Source organism: Streptomyces sp. NBC_01478 (assembly GCF_036227225.1).
Lineage (GTDB): Bacteria > Actinomycetota > Actinomycetes > Streptomycetales > Streptomycetaceae > Streptomyces.
Map to the genome: position 1 here is coordinate 8,357,617 of NZ_CP109444.1, position 21,040 is coordinate 8,378,656.

Consider the following 21,040-nt stretch of genomic DNA (forward strand, 5'->3'; position numbering starts at 1 on the left):
AGGTATCTCTCCTTACCCCATCTCATACAGCGAGGTATGTGCATGCTTGCGTCCCGAGTGAGCCGCCGGGTCGTTCTTGCCGGGGCTGCGGCCGCCGCCGCGCTCACCGCCGTGCCGGATGTCGCCGCGAAGGCACATGCCGCGGAAACCCCCTCCTACCGCTGGCGCAATGCCGTAATCGGAGGCACTGGATTCGTCACCGGTGTGTTGTTCCACCCCTCCGTTCGTGGTCTCGCCTACGCCCGTACCGATATCGGCGGCGCCTACCGCTGGGACGACCGGACCGCCCGCTGGACCCCTCTCACCGATCAACTCGGCTGGGACGACTGGAACTTGCTCGGTGTGGAGGCTCTCGCCGTCGACCCCGCGCACCCGGACCGGCTGTATCTCGCCGTCGGCACGTACGCCCAGTCCTGGGCGGGCAACGGCGCGATCCTCCGCTCCGAGGACCGGGGCGCCACCTGGACCCGCACCGACCTCACCGTGAAGCTCGGCGGCAACGAGGACGGGCGCGGTGCCGGCGAGCGGCTGCTCGTCGATCCGCGTGACAGTGACACCCTGTGGCTCGGTACCCGGCACGACGGGCTGCTCAAGTCGACCGACCGGGGCGCCACTTGGGCAGCCGTCAGCGGCTTCCCGGCAACCGTCAGTCAGAGTGGCCAGGGCATCACCTTCCTCATCGCCGTCGGCCGTGCCGTCTACGCCGGGTGGGGTGACGGCGACGGGAGCGCCACCGCCGTCAACCTCTACCGCACCACCGACGGCACCACCTGGACGGCCGCCCCCGGGCAGCCCACCGGCACCACCGCCAAGGTTCCGATCCGTGCCGCGTACGACGCGCGCAGCCGCGAGCTGTACGTGACGTACGCCGACGCACCCGGGCCCAACGGCCAGTCCGCCGGGAGCGTCCACAAGTTCGGCCCCGGCACCGGCCGTTGGACGGACGTCACTCCGGTCCAGCCCGGCGGCAGCGACACCTTCGGCTACGGCGGGGTCGCCGTCGACGCCTGTCGTGCCGGGACCGTCGTCGTCTCCACCAACAACCGCTGGGCGGCCGTCGACACCCTGTACCGGACCACCGACGGCGGCCGTACCTGGACGTCCCTCAAGGACTCCGCTGTCTTCGACGTGTCCGAGACTCCTTTCCTCAAGTGGGGTGCTGACCAGCCGAAGTTCGGCTGGTGGATCCAGGCCGTCGCCGTCGACCCGTACGACTCGAAGCACGTCGTCTACGGCACCGGCGCCACGCTCTACGGCACCCGTGACCTCACCCACTGGGCACCGCAGATCCGTGGCCTGGAGGAGACGTCCGTGATCCAACTGATCTCGCCCCCGGTCGGGGAGGCGCACCTGATCAGCGCCTCGCGGGACATCGGCGTGATGTACCACGAGCGGCTCACGGCGTCTCCGGCGCGCGGCATGGCGACGAACCCCGTGTTCGGGTCGGCGACGGGAATCGCGCAGGCCGCGGGCAGGCCGGCCTACGTCGTCCGCACGGGCTGGGGCGACAACGGCAACGGTGCGTACTCGGGCGACGGCGGCCGGACCTGGGCGCCCTTCGCTGCCCAGCCCTCCCTCGCCCACGACGCACCGGGGCCGATCGCCACCAGCGCCGACGGCAGTACGCTGCTGTGGTCCTTCGTGCACTGGGACGGCACGAAGTACGCAGCCCACCGCTCGGCGGACAACGGCGCGACCTGGTCCGAGGTCTCCTCCTTCCCGAAGGGCGCCACGCCGGTCGCCGACCCGGCCGACCCGACGCTCTTCTACGCATACGACACCGACACAGGAACGCTATACGCCAGCACTGACAGTGGTCTTTCGTTCACTGCGCGTGCGAGTGGGCTGCCTGCCGGGGACAGCCAGTTCCAGCTCGCGGCGGCGCCCGGCAGGTCCGGCGACCTGTGGCTGAGCGTCAAGTGGAACGGGCTCTACCGGTCCGTCGACGGTGGCGCGAGCTTCGTCAAGATCGCCTCCTGCTGGGCCTCCTACACCCTCGGCTTCGGCAGATCCGCCCCCGGCGCCGACTACCCGGCGATCTACCAGGTCGGCTCGACCGAGACCATCACCGCCGTCTACCGCTCCGACGACGAGGCGAAGACCTGGGTGCGCGTCAACGACGACCTGCATCAGTGGGGTTGGACCGGGCAGGCCATCACCGGTGACCCGCGCGTGTACGGCCGCGTGTACCTCGCCACCAACGGGCGCGGCATCCAGTACGGGGAGCGGATCTGATGCCTCAGCTCAGCGACACCACCCGCGGACGCATCCTCTTCGGCGGTGACTACAACCCCGAGCAGTGGCCCGAGGAGACCTGGACCGAGGACGTCCGGCTGATGAAGGACGCCGGCGTCAACTCCGTCACCCTCGGCGTCTTCTCCTGGGCCAAGCTCGAACCCGAGCCGGGAGCAAGGGAGTTCGGCTGGCTCGACCGGCTGATGGATCTGATGCACGACAGCGGGATCGGGGTCGTGCTCGCCACCCCCACCTCCTCCCCGCCGCCGTGGCTCGGCCGGCTCCACCCGGAGACCCTGCCCCGTGACGCGGACGGCCGTGTCGAATGGTGGGGCGGACGCCAGCACTTCTCGCACTCCAGCGCCGTCTACCGCCACCACGCCGCCGCCATCACCGAGGCCCTGGCCGCCCGTTACGCCGGCCACCCCGCCCTCACGATGTGGCACATCAACAACGAGTACTGCACCTTCGACTACGGCGACGAGGCCGCCGTCGCCTTCCGCCGCTGGCTGCGCGCACGATACGGCACGCTCGACGCCCTCAACTCGGCCTGGGGCACAGCATTTTGGAGCCAGGGCTACGACACCTGGGACGGCGTCCTGCCTCCGCGACACGCCCACTACCTCAACAACCCCACCCACGTGCTCGACTTCAAGCGCTTCACCTCCGACATGCTCCTGGAGTGCTACACCGCCGAGCGTGACATCGTCCGCCGGCACACCCCGCACCTCCCGGTCACCAGCAACTTCATGCCGCTGTGGGTGGGGCAGGACGGCTGGCGCTGGTCCGAGGAGGAGGACGTCGTCTCGGTCGACCTCTACCCCGATCCGCGCGATCCGCTGGCCGCCCAAAGTGCCGCCCTGATCCAGGACTTGACCCGCTCCCAGGCGCGCGGCCCGTGGATGCTCATGGAACAGGCGGCCGGACCGGTCAACTGGCGCGGCGTGAACCACCCGAAGCCACGCGGCCTCAACCGCCTCTGGTCCCTCCAGGCCGTGGCCCGCGGCGCCGACGCCGTCTGCTACTTCCAGTGGCGCCAATCCCGGCAGGGCGCCGAGAAGTTCCACTCCGGGATGCTCAGCCACGCGGGGGAGCGGGGCCGCACCTTCCAGGAGGTGAAGCAGCTCGGCGCCGAACTCGCCCGCATCGGTGGAGAGGTGACAGGTGGTCACATCGCCTCGGACATCGCGATTCTGCATGACTGGCACGCCTGGTGGGCCGGTGCGCAGGACGGCCGGCTCTCCACCGAGGTCGACCACCCCGAGGTCCTCCGCGCCTGGCACCGCGCCCTGTGGGAGTCCCACCTCGCCACCGACTTCGCCCACCCCGAACACGACCTCTCCGCCTACAAGTTGGTGATCGTCCCGCAGCTCTACCTCCTCACGGACACCGCGATCGACAACCTCCTCGCGTACGTCCGCGGCGGCGGCACCCTCGTCTGCGGCTTCCTGACCGGCGTCGCCGACGAGGACGACCGGGTACGCCCCGGCGGCATGGACACCCGCCTCCGCGAACTGTTCGGCATCCGCACCCTGCACGAGTGGTGGCCGCTGGACGCGGGGGAGACTGTCGAGTGCGAGGGGTTCCGCGGCACGCTCTGGTCGGAGGAGATCGAGCCCGAGGACGACACCGTCGACGAGACGATCCCCTACAAGGGCGGCGAGTTGGACGGCCTCCCCGCCGTCCTGCGCACGGGCCGCTCCTGGTACGTCTCGACGCTCCCCGAGCCGCACGCGCTGCGCGCCCTGCTTGCCCGTGTCGCCGACGGCGCGGGCGTCCGTCCGGTCCTCGACGGGGTTCCGCCGGGCGTCGAGGCGGTACGGCGCGGGGAGTTGCTGTTCCTGCTCAACCACGGGCGCGACCCGGTCGCCGTCGAGCTCCCGGCAGCCCACCTGGACTTGCTCACCGGCGCGTCCGTCGAGGGCGAGATCACCCTCGGCCGCTACGGCGCGGCGGTGCTGCGGCCATGACAGACGTCTCGGTGCCCGGCGGCCCCACCCACAGCACCTGGGAACCCCTCCCGGCCACCCGCTGGGAGGACGCCTACCTCAGCGGCAACGGCCACCACGGCGTCCTCGTGTTCGGCGATCCGAACGACGACCGTGTCATCGTCACGCATCACACCCTCGTCCGCCCGAACGGCGCCGAACACGCCCGGCCTCCCCAGTTGGCCGCCGAACTCCCCGCGCTCCAGGACCGGTTGCTCGCCGGTGACCTCACCGCCGCCGAGGAGTTCACCGACGGCCGCCCGCTCCAGTGGGTGCAGCCCTTCCACCCGGCCTTCCAGCTACGGCTGCGCAGGCCGGCCGGTGAAGTAAGCCACTACCGCCGGTCCGTCGACTTCACCACCGGCGAGGTCACCGCCCGCTGTGACGGCTGGCGCAGCCGCGTCTTCGTCTCCCGCGCCGACGACGTGATCGTCCAGCACGTCACCGCCCCCGACCTCACCCTCGACCTCGCGCAGGACCATCAACTCCCGGGTGCACCAACAGGGTTGGGCGTCGGCCACGGCACCCTCCTCACCCCCGACGGCGCCGTCCTCACCCTCCGCGTCCGCTATCCCGACAGCGATCGCGCGTACACCGGGGTCACCCTGGCCCAGGTCACCGGCGGCACCACACGGCTCACCTCGGCGGGAGTTCGCATCGCCGGTGCCACCGACGTCCTTCTCCTCACCCGAGTCCGACGCCACACGGGCGAACTGGACGTCGTGGCGGAAACCCGAGCCCTGCGGGAGCTGCTCAGCGACCGGCTGCCCTACGACACCCTCCTCGACCGGCACCTCGCCCTCCACCGCACGGCCTACACCCGCGTCACCCTCGATCTCCGCGCCGGCAAAGCTGACAGCGCCGATAATGCTGACAACGCCGAAGACTCCAAAGACTCCGAACGGGCCCTCCCCGGCACGGAGTTGCTGAAGCGCACCCGCAGCCCCGCCCTCCTCGAACGGCTCTTCGCCGCCGGCCGCTACCATCTCCTCTCCGCCAGCGGCCTGCTCCCGCCCCGTCTCACCGGCCTGTGGACCGGCGACTGGAACACCGCCTGGTCCGGGGCGTTCACCAACGACGCGAACCTCAACCTCCAGACCGCGTCCGCCGCGAGCGCCGCCCTCCCCGAAGTCACCGACGCCCTCGCCTCGCTGATCCACCGTCAGCTCGACGACTGGCGGGAGAACGCCCGCGCCGTCTTCGGCGCCCGGGGAGTCGTCGCGCCCGCGCACACCGACGGCGAGTCCGGGCTGTCGTACCACTTCAGCCGCGAGTACCCGCTGCACCTGTGGACCGCCGGGGCCGACTGGCTGCTCAAGCCGCTCGTCGACCACGACGAGACACGCGGAGCACGCGACCCCCGCACCGCCGCCGCCCTCGCCGAAGTCGCCCTGTTCTACGAGGACTTCCTCACGAGCGAGCACACCGAACAGACCGAACACACCGAACGCACCGACCCCGACGGCCACCTCGTCCTCGTCCCCTCCTACTCGCCCGAGAACCGTCCCGCGAACGCCAGTTGGGGCGCGATCAACGCGGCGATGGACCTCTCCGCGGCCCGCCACGCACTCCACACGGCCGCCGACTACCACCCGGGCCCCGACGCCGACCGCTGGCGCGCGCTCGCCGACCGGCTGCCGCCGCACCGGGTCAACTCCGAAGGCGCGCTGGCCGAATGGGCCTGGCCGGGCCTCGACGACAGCTACGACCACCGGCACCTCAGCCACCTCTACGGCGTCTGGCCGCTCGACGAGATCAACCCCTACGACACCCCGGACCTCGCGACGGCCGCCCACCGGGCCCTCCAACTCCGTGGCGCCGAGAACGACTCCGCGCACGGCCACCTCCACCACGCGCTCGTCGCCGCCCGGCTCCGCGACGGCGAGCGGGTCGCACACGCCCTCGGCCAGGTCCTCGACGGCGACTTCTTCCACGCCTCGCTCATGAGCGCGCACTACCCGAACCGCGACGTCTACAACGCGGACGCCGCACACACCCTGCCCGGCGTGCTCGTCGAGGCGCTCGTGCAGTCCACCCCGGACCGGCTGGTCCTGCTGCCCGCGCTGCCGGCGGCGTATCCGCACGGTCAACTCACCGGCGTACGTACGAGGTTCGGGGCCGAGGTCGACCTGACCTGGTCGCCCCGAACCGTCACAGCGCTCATCAGACCGTCGCGTACGCACCGCGTCGAACTCAGGACTTCCTCCGGCACGGAGCCGCTCCACCTCGTGGCCGGAGAAGACCGCGTCCTCACCCTGGGGGCGCGGTAGCCACTCGCAACTCCCCCCACCCATGGAAGGGACACCATGGCAACACGCACCCGCAGGCTCACCATGGCGCTGCTCGCCCCCGCTCTCGCGCTCGGTGCCACCGTAGGACTCGCCTCGGCCCCCGCCTCCGCCGCCGTCTGGAGCTCCTGCGACCAGTGGGGCACCACGACCCTGAACGGCTACACGTTCTACAACAACATCTGGGGCTCCGGCGCGGGCAGTCAGTGCATCTGGGCCAACTCCGGTACCAACTGGGGCGTCAACGCCAACCACCCCAACACCGGCGGCATCAAGTCCTACCCCAACGCCAAGAAGGTGATCAACAAGTCGATCACCGCGCTCGGTTCGCTCAAGAGCAGCTACAACGTCACGGTGCCGTCGTCCGGTTCGTACAACACGTCGTACGACATCTGGGACACGAACTACGACTACGAGATCATGCTCTGGGTCAACAAGACCGGAGCCGTCGGCGCCCTCGGCACCTCGCAGGGCACCCTCACCCTGGGCGGTTCGACCTGGACCGTCTACAAGGGCAACAACGGTGCCAACGACGTGTTCTCGTTCCTGCGCACCTCCAACTCGACCTCCGGCACGGTCGACATCCTGCCGATCCTCAAGTGGATCAAGGACACCAAGGGCTGGTTCGGCAACGTGACCATCGGGGACCTGCAGTTCGGCTTCGAGATCACGTCCTCGTCCGGCGGGCTCGACTTCACCACCAACAGCGAGAGCGTCACCAGTAGTTGACCCACCCCGGCACTCCGCTCAGCCGCCCGGTCCCCGCACTCCGCGGGGGCCGGGCGGTGCCACGACCAGGGCGGCGACCCAGCAGCCGAGAGCGGCCAACACGAGGCCGAACACCGCCGGGTTGACGTAGCCGGGAACCGTGTCGGTGACGTAGCCTCCCCCGCCCGTCGTCTCGCAGACGAACCTGAGCGGGGCGAAGTCCACGGAGTAGTCGACGACTTGGGCGGCTCGGGGGTCCTCCGGTCCGCCCTCCTGCCCGTTGGTCGTACGGCAGGGGAGTATCGGCGAGGAGTCGGCGCCGCCGTCCTCGGCCTGGACGATCGCGCCCAGGACGCAGAGCAGACCCCAGAGGTAGAGGGCGAACGCGGCGAGGCCCACAGCAAAGGCGAGCTTGCGTAACACCATCGGAGGAGTCCAGCAGAACAAGATCGGTACGGCTGTGACGGAGCCCACAGTTCCGCACAACGGAAGCGTCACGGCACGGGCGCCCGCCCCCTCAAACCGGGCGCCCCCACCCCTACTCCGCCACCGGCAACGTCGCCCCGTCCCGCAGGAACAGCGGGATCCGGTCCAGCGGGGCGTCGACCGTGACCGGCGTACCGCCCTCGTACGTCTCGCCCGTCCACGCGTCCGTCCACCACACGCCCGCCGGGAGATAGGCCGTACGGACCGTGGCGCCCGCCGTCAGCACCGGCGCGACCAGCAGGTCGGGGCCGAAGAGATACGCGTCGTCCACCGACCAGGCCGCCGGGTCCTCGGGGAACTCCAGGAACAGCGGCCGCATCACCGGCAGCCCCTCCTCGTGCGCGGCGCGCATCACGTCGAGGATGTAGGGCTTGAGGCGCTCGCGCAGCCGCAGGTACTTCTCCAGGATCGGCAGGGCCCGATCGCCGTACGACCAGACCTCGTTGGGGCCGCCGGTCATGTCGGGGCCCAGCGGCATGCCCGGGTCGCGGAAGCCGTGCAGCCGCATCAACGGTGAAAGCGCGCCGAACTGAAACCAGCGGACCATGACTTCCTGGTACGCCGGGTCGTCCGGGTCGCCGCCGTGGAAGCCGCCGATGTCCGTGTTCCACCAAGGGATGCCGGAGAGCGCGGTGTTGAGGCCCGCGGCCAACTGGCGGCGCAGGGTGGGGAAGTCGGTGCCGATGTCACCCGACCAGAGCGCGGCACCGTAGCGCTGACTGCCCGCCCACGCCGAGCGGTTGAGGGTGATGACCTCCGACTCCCCCTCGGCCAGCAGGCCTTCGTGGAACGTACGGGAGTTCTCCGCCGGATAGACGTTGCCGACCTCCAGGCCCGGGCCCGCCCAGTAGCGCAGGTTCTCCGGGAACCCCGGCTTCAGCTCGGGCTCGCAGGCGTCCAGCCAGAAGGCCGTGATGCCGTACGGCACAAGGTAGTTGTCGCGGATCTTCGACCACAGGAACGCCCGGGCCTCGGGGTTGGTGGCGTCGTAGAAGGCGACCTGGACGGTCGAGGCGACGCCCTTGTCCGGCCAGTCGGCGTGGGCCATCGGGCCGTACTGGGTGCCGATGAGGTACCCGCGCTGTTCCAGCACCGAGTGGTTCTCGCTCAGGGGTGACACCGACGGCCAGACGCTCACCACCAACTTCACGCCCAGTTCGTTCAGTTCGGCGACCATCGCCGCCGGGTCGGGCCACTCGGCCGGGTCGAACTTCCAGTCGCCCAGGTGCGTCCAGTGGAAGAAGTCGCAGACGATCGCCGAGAGGGGCAGGCCCCGGCGCTTGTACTCCCGTGCCACGGCGAGGAGTTCGGCCTGGGTGCGGTAGCGCAGCTTGCACTGCCAGAAGCCCGCCGCCCACGTCGGCAGCATCGGCGTACGGCCCGTCACCGCGCTGTAGCGGCGCTGGCCGTCGGCCGGGTCGCCCGCGGTGATCCAGTAGTCGAGCTGCCGGGCCGAATCGGCCACCCAGCGCGTGCCGTTGCCGGCCAGCTCCACGCGGCCGATCGCCGGGTTGTTCCACAGCAGGGTGTAGCCGCGGCTGGAGACGAGCACCGGGATGCCGACCTCGGCGTTGCGCTGGACCAGGTCGAGCACCAGCCCCTTCTGGTCCAACTTCCCGTGCTGGTGCTGCCCGAGGCCGTACAGCTTCTCGTCCTCGTAGGCGGCGAAGCGCTGCTCCAGGCGGTGATGGCCGTTGCCGACCGCCGTGTAGAGGCGCGAGCCGGGCCACCAGAAGTGGGCGCGGGCCTCGGCGAGGAGTTCGGTGGAGTCCTCGGTGCGCAGGAAGCGGACCAGGCCCTCGGCGTCGACCTCGACGGTCAACTTGCCCACGGTCAGGGTCCCTTGACCCTCCTCGATCTTGACGGTGGCCTCGGTGGGCGGTGCCTCGTCCAGGAGCGCGCCCGGCAGCCCGTCGAGCAGCGGACCGCCGAGCCGGGCCCTGACCCGGACCGCGTCCGGACCCCACGGTTCGATCCGCAGGGTCTCCTGACGGCCGCTCCACTCCAGCGCGCCGTCCCGCTCACGGAACGTTCCGACGGTGGGGGAGGACTGCGCGAGACTGACCTCGGACTGGATTTCGGCAGGCTGGTTCACGAGGAGTGCTCCTGGAGGAAAGCAGACAGGGGGTAACCGCACCAACACGTGGGGCGTGGCTGGTCAAGACGCTGACGGCGCCGGTCCCGTACTCGCCCGCACCGTCAACTCCGGTGCGATCAGCACGACTTCGTCGCTGCCGCGGCCGTCCAGCTTGGCCACCAGGTGCTCCACGGCGTAACGGCCCATCTCCTGCGCGGGGATGGCGACGGACGTCAGCCGCACCGAGGCCTGGGTGGCGACCTGGTCGGGGCAGACCGCGACCACCGACACGTCCTCCGGCACGGCCCGGCCCTGCTGGCGCAGCAGCGCGAGCAGCGGCTCGACCGCCGACTCGTTCTGCACGACGAAGCCCGTGGTGCCGGGGCGCTCGTCGAAGATCCGGGCCAGGGTCGTCGTCATCGCGTCGTACCCGCCCTCGCACGGCCGGTGCAGCACCCGCAGGCCCAACTCCCGTGCCCGGGACCGGAGTCCGTCGAGGGTGCGCTCCGCGAAACCGGTGTGCCGCTCGTACACCGCGGGCGCCTCGCCGATGACAGCGATGTCCTGGTGACCGAGCTTGGCGAGGTGCTCGACGCACAGCGCGCCGGTGGCCCCGAAGTCGAGGTCGACGCAGGTCAGTCCGGTGGTGTCGGCGGGGAGGCCGATGAGTACGGAGGGTTGGTCGGTGCCGCGCAGCAACGGCAGCCGCTCGTCGTCGAGTTCGACGTCCATCAGGATCATCGCGTCGGCGAGTCCGCTGCCGGTGACCCGGCGGACCGCGTCGGGGCCTTCCTCGCCGGTGAGCAGCAGCACGTCGTAGCCGTGCAGCCGGGCGGTGGTCGCCACGGCGATGGCGATCTCCATCATCACCGGCACATACATGTCGGTGCGCAGCGGCACCATCAGCGCGATGATGTTCGACCGGCTGCTGGCCAGGGCGCGGGCGCCCGCGTTCGGGTGGTAGCCCAGCTCGCGGATGCTCTGCTCGACCCGCTGCCGGGTGGCTCCGGAGATGGACCGCTTGCCGCTGAGGACATAGCTCACCGTGCTCGCCGAGACTCCGGCGTGCTGGGCGACCTCGGCGAGGGTGACCATCCAGCTCTCCAAGCTTTGTGAAGCGCTTCGACAGTGCGCGTTGCTGACAAGGGCGAGTGAGGGTGGTTCGACATTAGCTTCAGGCGGTGTGGGTGTCCATAGGTTGTCGAAGCGCTTCGACACTTTCTCGCCGGGCTTGGTTCCGAGGTCGGTTCGGCGAGATTCTCCGCACGGGGAAGGCAACCTCCGGGCGGGTCGGCGGCCACTGGGAGGTCGTAGCGGCCACTGACGGGCCGTAGACGAACCGTCCCCCGGAAGGACCTCCGATGCAACACCGCAGACCCCGCCTCTCGAAGAAGGCGAAGGTGCTGGCCGCAGGCGCGGTCGCCCTCGCGGCTCTCGCCGGCGTCACCGTCGCCCGGGCGGGCGAGTCGAGCAAGAAGTGCGGGGCCTTCGACACCGTGACGCTCGGCAAGTACTACGTGAACAACAACCTCTGGGGTCAGGACAAGGCCACCGGCAGCCAGTGCGTGTGGGACAACTCCCGGTCGGGGTCGGCCATTTCGTGGGGCACGTCGTTCGGTTGGGCCAACAACGGCAAGGGCACCGACGCGGATGTGAAGTCGTACGCCAGTACCGTCCTCGGCTGGCACTGGGGCTGGAAGGTCGACAAGGCGACCACCGGGCTCCCGATCCGCGTCGGCGACCGCAAGCCGGTGAAGACGACCTGGGACTTCTCGCTCAGCAGCGACCCCGGCACGCTCGACGTCGCCTACGACCTGTGGCTGCACTCCAAGAACACCGCCGACTGGGCCGACCGGCCCACCGACGAGATCATGATCTGGCTCGACCGGCAGGGCGGCGCGGGCCCGCTCGGCACCAAGTACGGCAGCGTCAGCCTCGACGGCGCGATGTGGGACATCTACCAGGGCGACATCGGCTGGAACGTGTACTCCTTCGTCCGCCGCAGCAACACCACCAAGGCGACCCTGAACATCGACGACTTCACCCAGGCCCTGGTCCGGCGCAAGCTGCTCAGCAACGACAAGTACCTCTCCGGTATCGAGTCCGGCACCGAGGTCTTCAAGGGCTCGGGACGCCTTGACACAAAGGCGTACTCCGTCGACATCGGCTGAACGGACGCGCGAAGGGTGGCCGCTTCGCGGCGGATCGGGTAGATACGAACGGGTAGCACCCATCGGTAACCACCGAGGGCCGAGGGTCCGATTCGCGGCGAGGTGAGCCTCATGTCCGCTCCACCCAGCAAACCCACCGTCACCGAGCGAGAAGCCCGGCAGGTGGCGGAGGCCGCCCGGGAACAGGACTGGCGCAAGCCCAGCTTCGCCAAGGAACTGTTCCTCGGCCGCTTCCGTCTCGACCTGATCCATCCCCATCCCCTCCCGGCGGACGAGGACGCCCGGCGCGGCGAGGAGTTCCTCGCGAAACTGCGCGTCTTCTGCGAGACGCGGATCGACGCCGCCCGCATCGAACGAGAAGCGCGCATCCCCGACGAGGTCATCAGCGGCCTCAAGGAGCTCGGCGCCCTCGGCATGAAGATCGACACCAAGTACGGCGGCCTCGGCCTCACCCAGGTGTACTACAACAAGGCGCTGGCGCTGGCGGGTTCGGCCTGCCCGGCGGTCGGTGTGCTGCTCTCGGCGCACCAGTCGATCGGCGTACCGCAGCCGCTGAAACTGTTCGGCACCGACGAGCAGAAGGCCGAGTTCCTGCCCCGCTGCGCCCGCACCGACATCAGCGCCTTCCTGCTCACCGAACCGGACGTCGGCTCCGACCCGGCGCGCCTCGCGACCAGCGCGGTGCGGGACGGGGACTCGTACGTCCTCGACGGGGTGAAGCTCTGGACCACCAACGGCGTGATCGCCGACCTGCTGGTCGTGATGGCCCGGGTGCCGAGGACCGAGGACAACAAGGGCGGCATCACGGCGTTCGTCGTGGAGACCGACTCGCCCGGCATCACCGTCGAGAACCGCAACGCCTTCATGGGCCTGCGCGGCATCGAGAACGGCGTCACCCGCTTCCACCAGGTCCGGGTCCCGGCCGCGAACCGCATCGGCCCCGAGGGCGCGGGCCTGAAGATCGCCCTCACCACCCTCAACACCGGCCGCCTCTCCCTCCCCGCGTCCTGCGTCGCGGCCGGCAAATGGTGTCTGAAGATCGCCCGTGAGTGGTCGGCGGCCCGTGAGCAGTGGGGCAGGCCGATCGCCGAGCACGAGGCGGTGGGCAAGAAGATCTCCTTCATCGCGGCCACGACCTTCGCCCTGGAGGCCGTACTCGACCTGTCCTCGCAGATGGCCGACGAGGACCGCAACGACATCCGCATCGAGGGCGCGCTGGCCAAGCTCTTCTCCTCCGAGATGGGCTGGCTGATGGCCGACGAACTGGTCCAGATCCGCGGCGGCCGGGGCTTCGAGACGGCCGAGTCGCTCGCGGCCCGCGGCGAGAAGGCGGTCCCCGCCGAACAGGTCCTGCGCGACCTCCGGATCAACCGCATCTTCGAGGGCTCGACGGAGATCATGCACCTCCTGATCGCCCGCGAGGCCGTCGACGCCCACCTCAAGGTCGCCGGCGACCTCATCGACCCCGACAAGTCCCTCCAGGACAAGGCGAAGGCGGGCGCGAACGCGGGCGTCTTCTACGCCAAGTGGCTCCCGAAGCTGGTCGCGGGCAGCGGCCAACTCCCGGGCACCTACGGCGAGTTCCGCCACGGCATCGACCTCTCCAAGCACCTGCGCTACGTCGAGCGAAGCGCCCGCAAACTGGCCCGCTCCACCTTCTACGCCATGTCCCGCTGGCAGGGCCGGATGGAGACCAAGCAGGGCTTCCTGGGCCGGATCGTCGACATCGGCGCGGAGCTCTTCGCGATGAGCGCGGTCTGCGTACGGGCCGAACTCCTGCGCACCCAGGGCGATCACGGCCGCGAGGCCTACCAACTCGCCGACGCCTTCTGCGAACAGTCCCGCATCCGCGTCGAGGAACTCTTCGGCCGGTTGTGGACCAACACCGACGACCTCGACCGCAAGGTGGTCAAGGGAGTCATGGGCGGCGCGTACACCTGGCTGGAGGAGGGCATCGTCGACCCGTCGGGCGAGGGCCCGTGGATCGCCGACGCCTCCGCCGGCCCGAGCAAACTGGACAACGTGCACCGGACCGTCGACTAGCCCCCGATCAGCAGTACTTGTCGCTCGGATCCCGCGTCGTCCACGAACAGGTGTCGACCTTGCTGCCGGTCGCTCTGGTCAGCGTCGCCGTGTCGCTGGTGTTGTTCCAGACGTACGCGGCACGGCCCTGGTACGTGTTCGACGCGGTGTCCGTGCCCTTGCCGGTGTGCACCTTGATGTACTTGCCGGCGCCGATCTTGATGTTCTTGAAGACGTAGCGGTGGTTCGAGACGTCCTTGAGGACCCACCCCTTGAGCGAGATCGCCGACCGGCTGGTGTTCTTGATCTGCACCCACTCGCCGTTGAGGCTCGTGTTGGACCGGTTGTCCGAGCCCGGGCTGTCGAACCAGACGTGGTAGATCGTGACCCCGCCGGCGGCCTCGGCCGGAGTGCTCAGCAGGGTGCCGGTGAGTATCGCGGCGCCCGCGAGCGCGGGCAGGGCAGCGCGTATCCGCATGGAGAATCCCCCCAGGATGTCGTCCACGCGCCGGTCGTCCACCGGCGCAGGACTGAAGTGTTATCACACGACCTTCACGCCGTATTCACAAAGGGGGATTTCCCTTCAATCACCGACTAGAGCCGATAAGCCACCCGCCCGAGGGAACCGCTGTCCCCCCGGGCACCCGTTGCGGCAACAATGGAGGGATGAGCGACAGCCCAGCACCCCTCGCCGACCCACATCTCGTCTACGACCCCGTCGTGGGCGACGGTCCCAAGGCCCTGGTGATCCTCGGGTCCACCGGGTCCATCGGCACCCAGGCCATCGACCTGGTACTGCGCAACCCGGACCGTTTCCGGGTCACCGCGCTCTCCGCGAACGGCGGCCGGGTCGGGCTCCTCGCCGAGCAGGCGTACCAGTTGAGGGTGCGGACGGTCGCGGTCGCCCGCGAGGACGTCGTACCGGCACTGCGCGAAGCGCTCGCCGCCCAGTACGGCACGGGGGAGCCGCTCCCCGAGATCCTGGCCGGACCGGACGCGGCCACCCAGGTCGCCGCCTCGGACTGCCACACCGTGCTGAACGGCATCACCGGGTCCATCGGCCTCGCGCCCACCCTCGCCGCCCTGGAGGCGGGCCGCGTCCTCGCGCTCGCCAACAAGGAGTCGCTCATCGTCGGCGGCCCGCTGGTGAAGGCGCTCGCCAAGCCGGGCCAGATCATCCCGGTGGACTCCGAGCACGCGGCGCTCTTCCAGGCCCTCGCGGCCGGTACCCGCGCCGACGTCCGCAAGCTCGTCGTCACCGCGTCCGGCGGCCCCTTCCGCGGCCGTACGAAGGCGGACCTGGCGCGCGTGACCGTAGAAGAAGCTCTCGCGCACCCCACCTGGGCGATGGGCCCGGTGATCACGATCAACTCGGCGACCCTGGTGAACAAGGGTCTCGAAGTGATCGAGGCGCACCTGCTGTACGACATTCCCTTCGATCGCATTGAGGTGGTCGTGCACCCGCAGTCGTATGTCCACTCGATGGTGGAATTCACGGACGGTTCGACACTCGCCCAGGCGACGCCCCCCGACATGCGCGGGCCGATCGCCATCGGGCTCGGCTGGCCCGAGCGGGTGCCCGACGCGGCGCCCGCGTTCGACTGGAGCAAGGCGTCGACATGGGAGTTCTTCCCGCTCGACACCGACGCGTTCCCGTCGGTCGGCCTCGCCCGGCACGTCGGACAGCTCGCGGGTACGGCCCCGGCGGTGTTCAATGCGGCGAACGAGGAGTGCGTGGAGGCGTTCCGCGCGGGCGCGCTGCCGTTCAACGGAATCATGGAGACGGTGACACGGGTGGTCGAGGAACACGGGACACCGGCCACGGGAACTTCCCTGACCGTGCCGGACGTCCTCGAAGCGGAGACCTGGGCACGCGCCCGGGCCCGCGAACTGACAGCGCAGACGACCACGGCGAACGCGGAGGCGCGTGCATGACAGCCCTGATGATGATCCTCGGCATAGTCGTCTTCGCGGTCGGCCTGCTGGTCTCGATCGCCTGGCACGAGCTGGGGCATCTTTCCACGGCGAAGCTCTTCGGTATCCGGGTGCCCCAGTACATGGTCGGCTTCGGCCCGACCATCTGGTCCCGGAAGAAGGGCGACACCGAGTACGGGTTCAAGGCCATCCCCTTCGGCGGCTACATCCGGATGATCGGCATGTTCCCGCCCGGCGACGACGGCCGGATCACCGCGCGCTCCACCTCGCCCTGGCGCAGCATGATCGAGGACGCCCGCTCGGCGGCCTTCGAAGAGCTGAAGCCCGGCGACGAGACCCGCCTGTTCTACACACGCAAGCCCTGGAAACGGGTCATCGTGATGTTCGCGGGCCCCTTCATGAACCTCATCCTCGCGGTGGCGCTCTTCCTCACCGTCCTGATGGGCTTCGGCATCTCGCAGCAGACCAACACGGTCAGCTCGGTCTCCCAGTGCGTGATCGCACAGAACCAGAACCGCGACACGTGCAAGGCGAGCGACCCCGCCTCCCCGGCCGCCGCGGCAGGCCTCAAGGCGGGCGACAAGATCCTCAGCTTCAACGGCGTGCAGACAACGGACTGGAACAAACTGTCCGACCTGATCCGCGCCGCCCCCGGCAAGACGGTCCCGATCGTCGTGGAGCGCAAGGGCCAGGACGTCACCCTGCACGCGAAGATCGCGAGCAACCAGGTCGCCAAGAAGGACTCCAGCGGCCAGATCGTCCAGGGCCAGTACGTCACCGCCGGCTTCCTCGGCTTCAGCGCGGCCACCGGCATCGTCCGCCAGGACCTCGGCGACTCGGTCACCTGGATGACCGACCGCCTCGGCGAGGCCGTCGACTCCATCGCCGACCTCCCCGGCAAGATCCCGGCCCTGTGGAACGCGGCCTTCGACGGCGCCCCCCGCCAGGCCGACTCCCCGATGGGCGTGGTCGGTGCGGCCCGCGTAGGCGGCGAGATCTTCACTCTCGACATCCCGCCCACCCAGCAACTGGCGATGGCCCTCATGCTGGTGGCAGGCTTCAACCTCTCCCTCTTCCTGTTCAACATGCTCCCGCTGCTCCCGCTCGACGGCGGGCATGTCGCGGGCGCACTGTGGGAGGCGCTGCGACGGAACCTGGCGAAGGTGCTCAAGCGCCCGGACCCGGGCCCGTTCGACGTGGCGAAGCTGATGCCGGTGGCTTATGTGGTGGCGGGGATCTTCGTCTGCTTCACCCTGCTGGTCCTGGTGGCGGACGTGGTTAACCCAGTCAAAATCTCCTAGCCATTCGTAGTTTGCGGCGGCCTCGCATCCTTGATGCGGGGCCGCCCTCCATTGAGTGGGTTTACGGCCGGGATGTGCTCGGGCCCGCACGGTTGACGTAATCTCGAAGCCTGGAGCCCGCTGTTCCGGGACCGGGGCCTTGATCCACGACTTGGGGTTGCACAGCAGATGACTGCGATTTCTCTCGGCATTCCGTCCGTTCCGACCCGGCTCGCCGAGCGCCGCAAGAGCCGGCAGATCCAGGTCGGATCCGTGGCGGTCGGCGGCGACGCGCCGGTGTCGGTGCAGTCCATGACGACGACCCGTACGTCGGACATCGGAGCAACGCTCCAGCAGATCGCGGAACTCACCGCGTCCGGCTGCCAGATCGTCCGAGTGGCCTGCCCCACGCAGGACGACGCGGACGCGTTGGCGACCATCGCCCGCAAGTCGCAGATCCCGGTCATCGCGGACATCCACTTCCAGCCGAAGTACGTCTTCGCCGCGATCGAGGCGGGTTGCGCGGCCGTACGCGTCAATCCCGGCAACATCAAGCAGTTCGACGACAAGGTCAAGGAGATCGCGCGGGCCGCGAAGGACCACGGCACCCCGATCCGCATCGGCGTGAACGCGGGCTCGCTGGACAGCCGACTGCTGAAGAAGTACGGCAAGGCGACCCCTGAGGCACTGGCCGAGTCCGCCCTCTGGGAAGCGTCCCTCTTCGAGGAGCACGGCTTCCAGGACATCAAGATCTCGGTCAAGCACAACGACCCGGTCGTGATGGTCGAGGCCTACCGCCAGCTCGCGGCTCAGTGCGACTACCCGCTCCACCTCGGCGTCACGGAGGCCGGCCCCGCGTTCCAGGGCACGATCAAGTCGGCGGTGGCTTTCGGCGCGCTGCTCTCGCAGGGCATCGGCGACACGATCCGCGTCTCCCTGTCCGCCCCACCGGTGGAGGAGGTCAAGGTCGGCAACCAGATCCTGGAGTCCCTGAACCTCAAGCCCCGCCGCCTCGAGATCGTCTCCTGCCCCTCCTGCGGCCGCGCCCAGGTCGACGTCTACAAGCTGGCCGAGGAGGTCACGGCGGGCCTGGAGGGCATGGAGGTCCCGCTGCGCGTAGCCGTCATGGGCTGCGTGGTGAACGGCCCGGGCGAGGCCCGCGAGGCCGACCTCGGCGTCGCCTCCGGCAACGGAAAGGGCCAGATCTTCGTCAAGGGCGAGGTCATCAAGACCGTCCCCGAGTCGAAGATCGTGGAGACCCTCATCGAGGAGGCGATGAAGATCGCCGAGCAGATGGAGGCGGACGGTATCGCCTCTGGCGAGCCTTCGGTGTCGGTCGCCGGTTGAGGGGTCGGTCTGGCGGGGCTGAGGGTCTGGGCGCGGGTTGAAGGTTCGTGGCGGATCGAGGGGTCTGGCGCGGGTTGAATGTCTGTGGCGGGCTGAGGGGTCCGGCGAGGGTTGAGGGTCTGTCGCGGGCTGAGAGATCTGGCGCAGGTTGAAGACCTATGGCGGGTCGAGAGGTCTGGGCGCGGGCTGAAGGTTCGTGGCGGGCTGAGCGGTCTGGCGTGAGCTGAGGATTCGTGGCGGGCTGCGAGTTCTGGCGGGAGTTGAAGATCCAGGGCGGGATCAGAGGTCTGGTGTGGGCCGAAAGCCCATGGTGGGCTGAAAAGGTCTGCGGCGCGCTGAGCGGTCTTGGGGCTGCACATGCCGAGGACTCGGGGCTTTCCTGGTCGAGGGTCTGGGGATTGCCTTTTCGGGGCCGGGGCCGGGGCCGAGGCCGAACTCAGGGTCTGGGGCCGCACCCGTCGAGTCCCTGAGGCTCCGGCTGTCGAGGTTTCGGGCCGCACTTGTCGGGTCGTTGGGCTTCACACACCCAGGTCTCGGGGTTGCACATGTCCAGACCTCGGAGCTGCTCTTGCCGAGGTCTTGGGGCTGCCCTTGTCGAGTCCTCAGGGCTTCGCCTGCCGAGGTCTCGGGGTTTGCTTGAAGAGGTCCCGGGTTTCGCTTGTTGAGGTGTCAGGCCTTCCCCTGCCAGGGGTCCTGGGCTTCACCCGCCAGGTTCCAGGGCCTCACTTGTCAGTGCGGGCCGGCACAACCAGCCCGTCCGGCGCTTGAGGACGAGGCCGTCCAGGCCGACAGCGGGGGCCTGGGGGCGGCAGCCCCCAGAGACGCCCACCTACCCCACCCCCACAAGAGAAGTGAACGGCAACACAACGCGGCACCGCTCAGCTTCCGCAGGTACAGTGCGGAGATCAGCAGACCCTCAGGGTGAGGCCCCGTACGTGTTGACCCAGACCACCTCTCGGGTGCTCGAACCGAGCGACCTGGACGCCGCGCTCGCCGTGCTCGACCGCGAGCCGGTCACGAACGCCTTCGTGACCTCGCGGGTGCAGGTCGCGGGCCTCGACCCGTGGCGGCTCGGCGGCGAGATGTGGGGCTGGTACGAGGACGGCATGCTGACGTCCCTCTGCTACGCGGGCGCCAACCTCGTCCCGATCTGCGCGACCCCGAGAGCGATCCGCGCCTTCGCGGACCGCGCCCGCCGGGCCGGCCGCCGCTGCTCCTCGATCGTCGGCCCCGCCGAGGCCACGGCCCAGCTCTGGCGCCTCCTCGAACCGAGCTGGGGCCCGGCCCGCGAGGTCCGCGCCCACCAGCCCCTCATGGTCGCCGACCGCATGCCCACCGACATCGCCCCCGACCCGTACGTCCGCCGCATCCGCAAGGACGAGATGGACACGATCATGCCGGCGTGCGTGGCGATGTTCACCGAGGAGGTCGGAGTCTCTCCGCTGGCCGGCGACGGCGGCCTCCTCTACCAGGCCCGAGTGGCCGAACTCGTAAGCGCCGGCCGCTCGTTCGCCCGCCTCGACGAGTACGGCAAGGTCGTCTTCAAGGCGGAGATCGGCGCGGCAACCCCCAAGGCCTGTCAGATCCAGGGCGTCTGGGTCGCCCCCGAGTACCGGGGACTGGGCGTGGCGGCCCCCGCGATGGCATCGGTACTGCGCTACGCCCTCGCGGACGTCTCCCCGATGGTCAGCCTCTACGTGAACGACTTCAACACCCCGGCGAGAAGGGCGTACTTGAGGGTGGGCTTCCAAGAGGTCGGCGCCTTCATGAGCGTTCTCTTCTGAAGCACGCTGAGGGGCGACACCCAAGGGGCGCGGGGCTGTGACATGTGCGGCTCCGCCGCGTGGGCGCGACCAGCCACATACGGCCGCCACCCGAAAGACAACCGTCACACCCCTGTACTCTCCCCACATGCGATTTCCCGGTCACGGTCACCGCCACCCCGAAGACGTCGTGATCGGCCCCCTGGACCTCTCGGCCCGCGTGGACGAAGCCCTGGCCGTACAAGCCCTCGCATTCGGCCTGGGCCAGGATGAGGTAGCGGTACGACGCCAAATCGTCCTGCGCCACATGACCTACCCCGGCGCCCGCGCCCTCGGCGCCACCACCGAAGGCCGACTGGTCGGTTTTGTCTACGGCATGCCCAACAACCGCACCCACTGGTGGTCCACCGTCGTAGAGCCGTACCTCCGAGCCCGCGACCACGACGAATGGCTCGACCACTCCTTCGTGATCACCGAGCTGCACGTCCATCCGCACTACCAGAACCGCGGCGCGGGCCGTTCCCTGATCACCACCATCACGGACGCGGCCACCGAACCCCGCTCGATCCTCTCCGCGATCGACACCGACAGCCCGGCCCGGGGCCTCTACCGCTCCCTCGGCTACGAGGACCTCGCCCGCCAGGTCCTGTTCCCGAGCGCCCCGAAGCCGTACGCAGTCATGGGCGCCCCCTTGCCGCTCCGCCGCCGTTAACCGATTTCCACCGGCACAGCGAGCCCGG

At 69.6% G+C, this 21,040-nt stretch carries 15 protein-coding genes; 11 read left to right on the top strand and 4 right to left on the bottom strand.

Features of this window, described 5'->3' with window-relative positions:
- The first annotated feature begins 42 nt into the window (after nucleotides 1–42).
- Genes OG223_RS37895 through OG223_RS37910 form a run of 4 tightly spaced genes read left to right on the top strand, consistent with a single transcriptional unit; the run spans nucleotide 43 to nucleotide 7,240 of the window.
- A complete protein-coding gene (locus OG223_RS37895; protein WP_329258710.1) occupies nucleotides 43–2,235 on the top strand; it encodes a 1,4-beta-glucanase in 2,193 nt (730 codons plus the stop codon).
- A complete protein-coding gene (locus OG223_RS37900; protein ID WP_329258712.1) occupies nucleotides 2,235–4,205 on the top strand; it encodes a beta-galactosidase in 1,971 nt (656 codons plus the stop codon). Before OG223_RS37895 ends, OG223_RS37900 begins: the two co-directional genes overlap by 1 nt.
- Nucleotides 4,202–6,493 (top strand): glycosyl hydrolase family 95 catalytic domain-containing protein, encoded by a 2,292-nt coding sequence (locus tag OG223_RS37905; protein ID WP_329258715.1) that lies wholly within the window; start codon nucleotides 4,202–4,204, stop codon nucleotides 6,491–6,493. Before OG223_RS37900 ends, OG223_RS37905 begins: the two co-directional genes overlap by 4 nt.
- A 36-nt stretch (nucleotides 6,494–6,529) precedes the next feature.
- On the top strand, nucleotides 6,530–7,240 hold the full coding sequence (locus OG223_RS37910; RefSeq protein WP_329258718.1) for a glycoside hydrolase family 12 protein: 711 nt from the start codon (nucleotides 6,530–6,532) through the stop codon (nucleotides 7,238–7,240).
- An 18-nt stretch (nucleotides 7,241–7,258) separates the two neighbouring features.
- Here OG223_RS37910 and OG223_RS37915 read toward each other — a convergent pair whose 3' ends face one another.
- The 3 genes from OG223_RS37915 to OG223_RS37925 form a co-directional block, all read right to left on the bottom strand.
- The gene (locus OG223_RS37915) at nucleotides 7,259–7,645 is read right to left on the bottom strand and encodes a hypothetical protein (protein WP_329258721.1); all 387 of its coding nucleotides are present in this window, start codon (nucleotides 7,643–7,645) and stop codon (nucleotides 7,259–7,261) included.
- 112 nt (nucleotides 7,646–7,757) lie between these two features.
- Entirely contained in the window at nucleotides 7,758–9,800 is a 2,043-nt protein-coding gene (locus OG223_RS37920; RefSeq protein ID WP_329258724.1) for a glycoside hydrolase family 31 protein, read from the bottom strand.
- Between the two features lie 63 nt (nucleotides 9,801–9,863).
- Complete coding sequence (locus OG223_RS37925) at nucleotides 9,864–10,877, bottom strand: LacI family DNA-binding transcriptional regulator (RefSeq protein ID WP_329258727.1); 1,014 nt, start codon at nucleotides 10,875–10,877, stop codon at nucleotides 9,864–9,866.
- 266 nt (nucleotides 10,878–11,143) lie between these two features.
- On the opposite strand from OG223_RS37925, the gene OG223_RS37930 reads away from it, so the two are divergent.
- Nucleotides 11,144–11,953 carry a GH12 family glycosyl hydrolase domain-containing protein gene (locus OG223_RS37930; RefSeq protein WP_329258730.1) on the top strand — a complete coding sequence of 270 codons (810 nt, stop codon included), beginning with the start codon at nucleotides 11,144–11,146 and terminating at the stop codon, nucleotides 11,951–11,953.
- A gap of 111 nt (nucleotides 11,954–12,064) precedes the next feature.
- Nucleotides 12,065–13,996: an acyl-CoA dehydrogenase family protein gene (locus OG223_RS37935; RefSeq protein ID WP_329258732.1), complete on the top strand. Its 1,932-nt coding sequence runs from the start codon at nucleotides 12,065–12,067 to the stop codon at nucleotides 13,994–13,996.
- A 7-nt stretch (nucleotides 13,997–14,003) separates the two neighbouring features.
- Here the strand turns inward: OG223_RS37935 and OG223_RS37940 are convergent, their stop codons facing one another.
- The gene (locus tag OG223_RS37940; RefSeq protein ID WP_329258734.1) at nucleotides 14,004–14,453 is read right to left on the bottom strand and encodes a lamin tail domain-containing protein; all 450 of its coding nucleotides are present in this window, start codon (nucleotides 14,451–14,453) and stop codon (nucleotides 14,004–14,006) included.
- A gap of 188 nt (nucleotides 14,454–14,641) precedes the next feature.
- On the opposite strand from OG223_RS37940, the gene dxr reads away from it, so the two are divergent.
- From dxr to OG223_RS37965, 5 genes are all read left to right on the top strand, one after another.
- The gene (gene dxr, locus OG223_RS37945; RefSeq protein ID WP_329258736.1) at nucleotides 14,642–15,910 is read left to right on the top strand and encodes a 1-deoxy-D-xylulose-5-phosphate reductoisomerase; all 1,269 of its coding nucleotides are present in this window, start codon (nucleotides 14,642–14,644) and stop codon (nucleotides 15,908–15,910) included.
- Nucleotides 15,911–15,918: 8 nt separating this feature from the next.
- Nucleotides 15,919–17,211 carry a M50 family metallopeptidase gene (locus OG223_RS37950; protein ID WP_329265691.1) on the top strand — a complete coding sequence of 431 codons (1,293 nt, stop codon included), beginning with the start codon at nucleotides 15,919–15,921 and terminating at the stop codon, nucleotides 17,209–17,211.
- Between the two features lie 168 nt (nucleotides 17,212–17,379).
- Complete coding sequence (gene ispG / locus OG223_RS37955) at nucleotides 17,380–18,537, top strand: flavodoxin-dependent (E)-4-hydroxy-3-methylbut-2-enyl-diphosphate synthase (protein ID WP_329258739.1); 1,158 nt, start codon at nucleotides 17,380–17,382, stop codon at nucleotides 18,535–18,537.
- A gap of 935 nt (nucleotides 18,538–19,472) precedes the next feature.
- Nucleotides 19,473–20,321 carry a GNAT family N-acetyltransferase gene (locus OG223_RS37960; protein WP_329258741.1) on the top strand — a complete coding sequence of 283 codons (849 nt, stop codon included), beginning with the start codon at nucleotides 19,473–19,475 and terminating at the stop codon, nucleotides 20,319–20,321.
- A gap of 127 nt (nucleotides 20,322–20,448) precedes the next feature.
- Nucleotides 20,449–21,012 carry a GNAT family N-acetyltransferase gene (locus OG223_RS37965; RefSeq protein WP_329258744.1) on the top strand — a complete coding sequence of 188 codons (564 nt, stop codon included), beginning with the start codon at nucleotides 20,449–20,451 and terminating at the stop codon, nucleotides 21,010–21,012.
- Nucleotides 21,013–21,040: the final 28 nt, after the last annotated feature.

Coding starts and splice junctions, on each gene's coding strand:
- dxr (WP_329258736.1), top strand. CDS start 14,642: ATGAGCGACAGCCCAGCACCCCTCGCCGACCCACATCTCGTCTACGAC.
- OG223_RS37950 (WP_329265691.1), top strand. CDS start 15,919: ATGATGATCCTCGGCATAGTCGTCTTCGCGGTCGGCCTGCTGGTCTCG.
- OG223_RS37895 (WP_329258710.1), top strand. CDS start 43: ATGCTTGCGTCCCGAGTGAGCCGCCGGGTCGTTCTTGCCGGGGCTGCG.
- OG223_RS37910 (WP_329258718.1), top strand. CDS start 6,530: ATGGCAACACGCACCCGCAGGCTCACCATGGCGCTGCTCGCCCCCGCT.
- ispG (WP_329258739.1), top strand. CDS start 17,380: ATGACTGCGATTTCTCTCGGCATTCCGTCCGTTCCGACCCGGCTCGCC.
- OG223_RS37900 (WP_329258712.1), top strand. CDS start 2,235: ATGCCTCAGCTCAGCGACACCACCCGCGGACGCATCCTCTTCGGCGGT.
- OG223_RS37965 (WP_329258744.1), top strand. CDS start 20,449: ATGCGATTTCCCGGTCACGGTCACCGCCACCCCGAAGACGTCGTGATC.
- OG223_RS37905 (WP_329258715.1), top strand. CDS start 4,202: ATGACAGACGTCTCGGTGCCCGGCGGCCCCACCCACAGCACCTGGGAA.
- OG223_RS37940 (WP_329258734.1), bottom strand. CDS start 14,453: ATGCGGATACGCGCTGCCCTGCCCGCGCTCGCGGGCGCCGCGATACTC.
- OG223_RS37925 (WP_329258727.1), bottom strand. CDS start 10,877: ATGGTCACCCTCGCCGAGGTCGCCCAGCACGCCGGAGTCTCGGCGAGC.
- OG223_RS37930 (WP_329258730.1), top strand. CDS start 11,144: ATGCAACACCGCAGACCCCGCCTCTCGAAGAAGGCGAAGGTGCTGGCC.
- OG223_RS37915 (WP_329258721.1), bottom strand. CDS start 7,645: ATGGTGTTACGCAAGCTCGCCTTTGCTGTGGGCCTCGCCGCGTTCGCC.
- OG223_RS37935 (WP_329258732.1), top strand. CDS start 12,065: ATGTCCGCTCCACCCAGCAAACCCACCGTCACCGAGCGAGAAGCCCGG.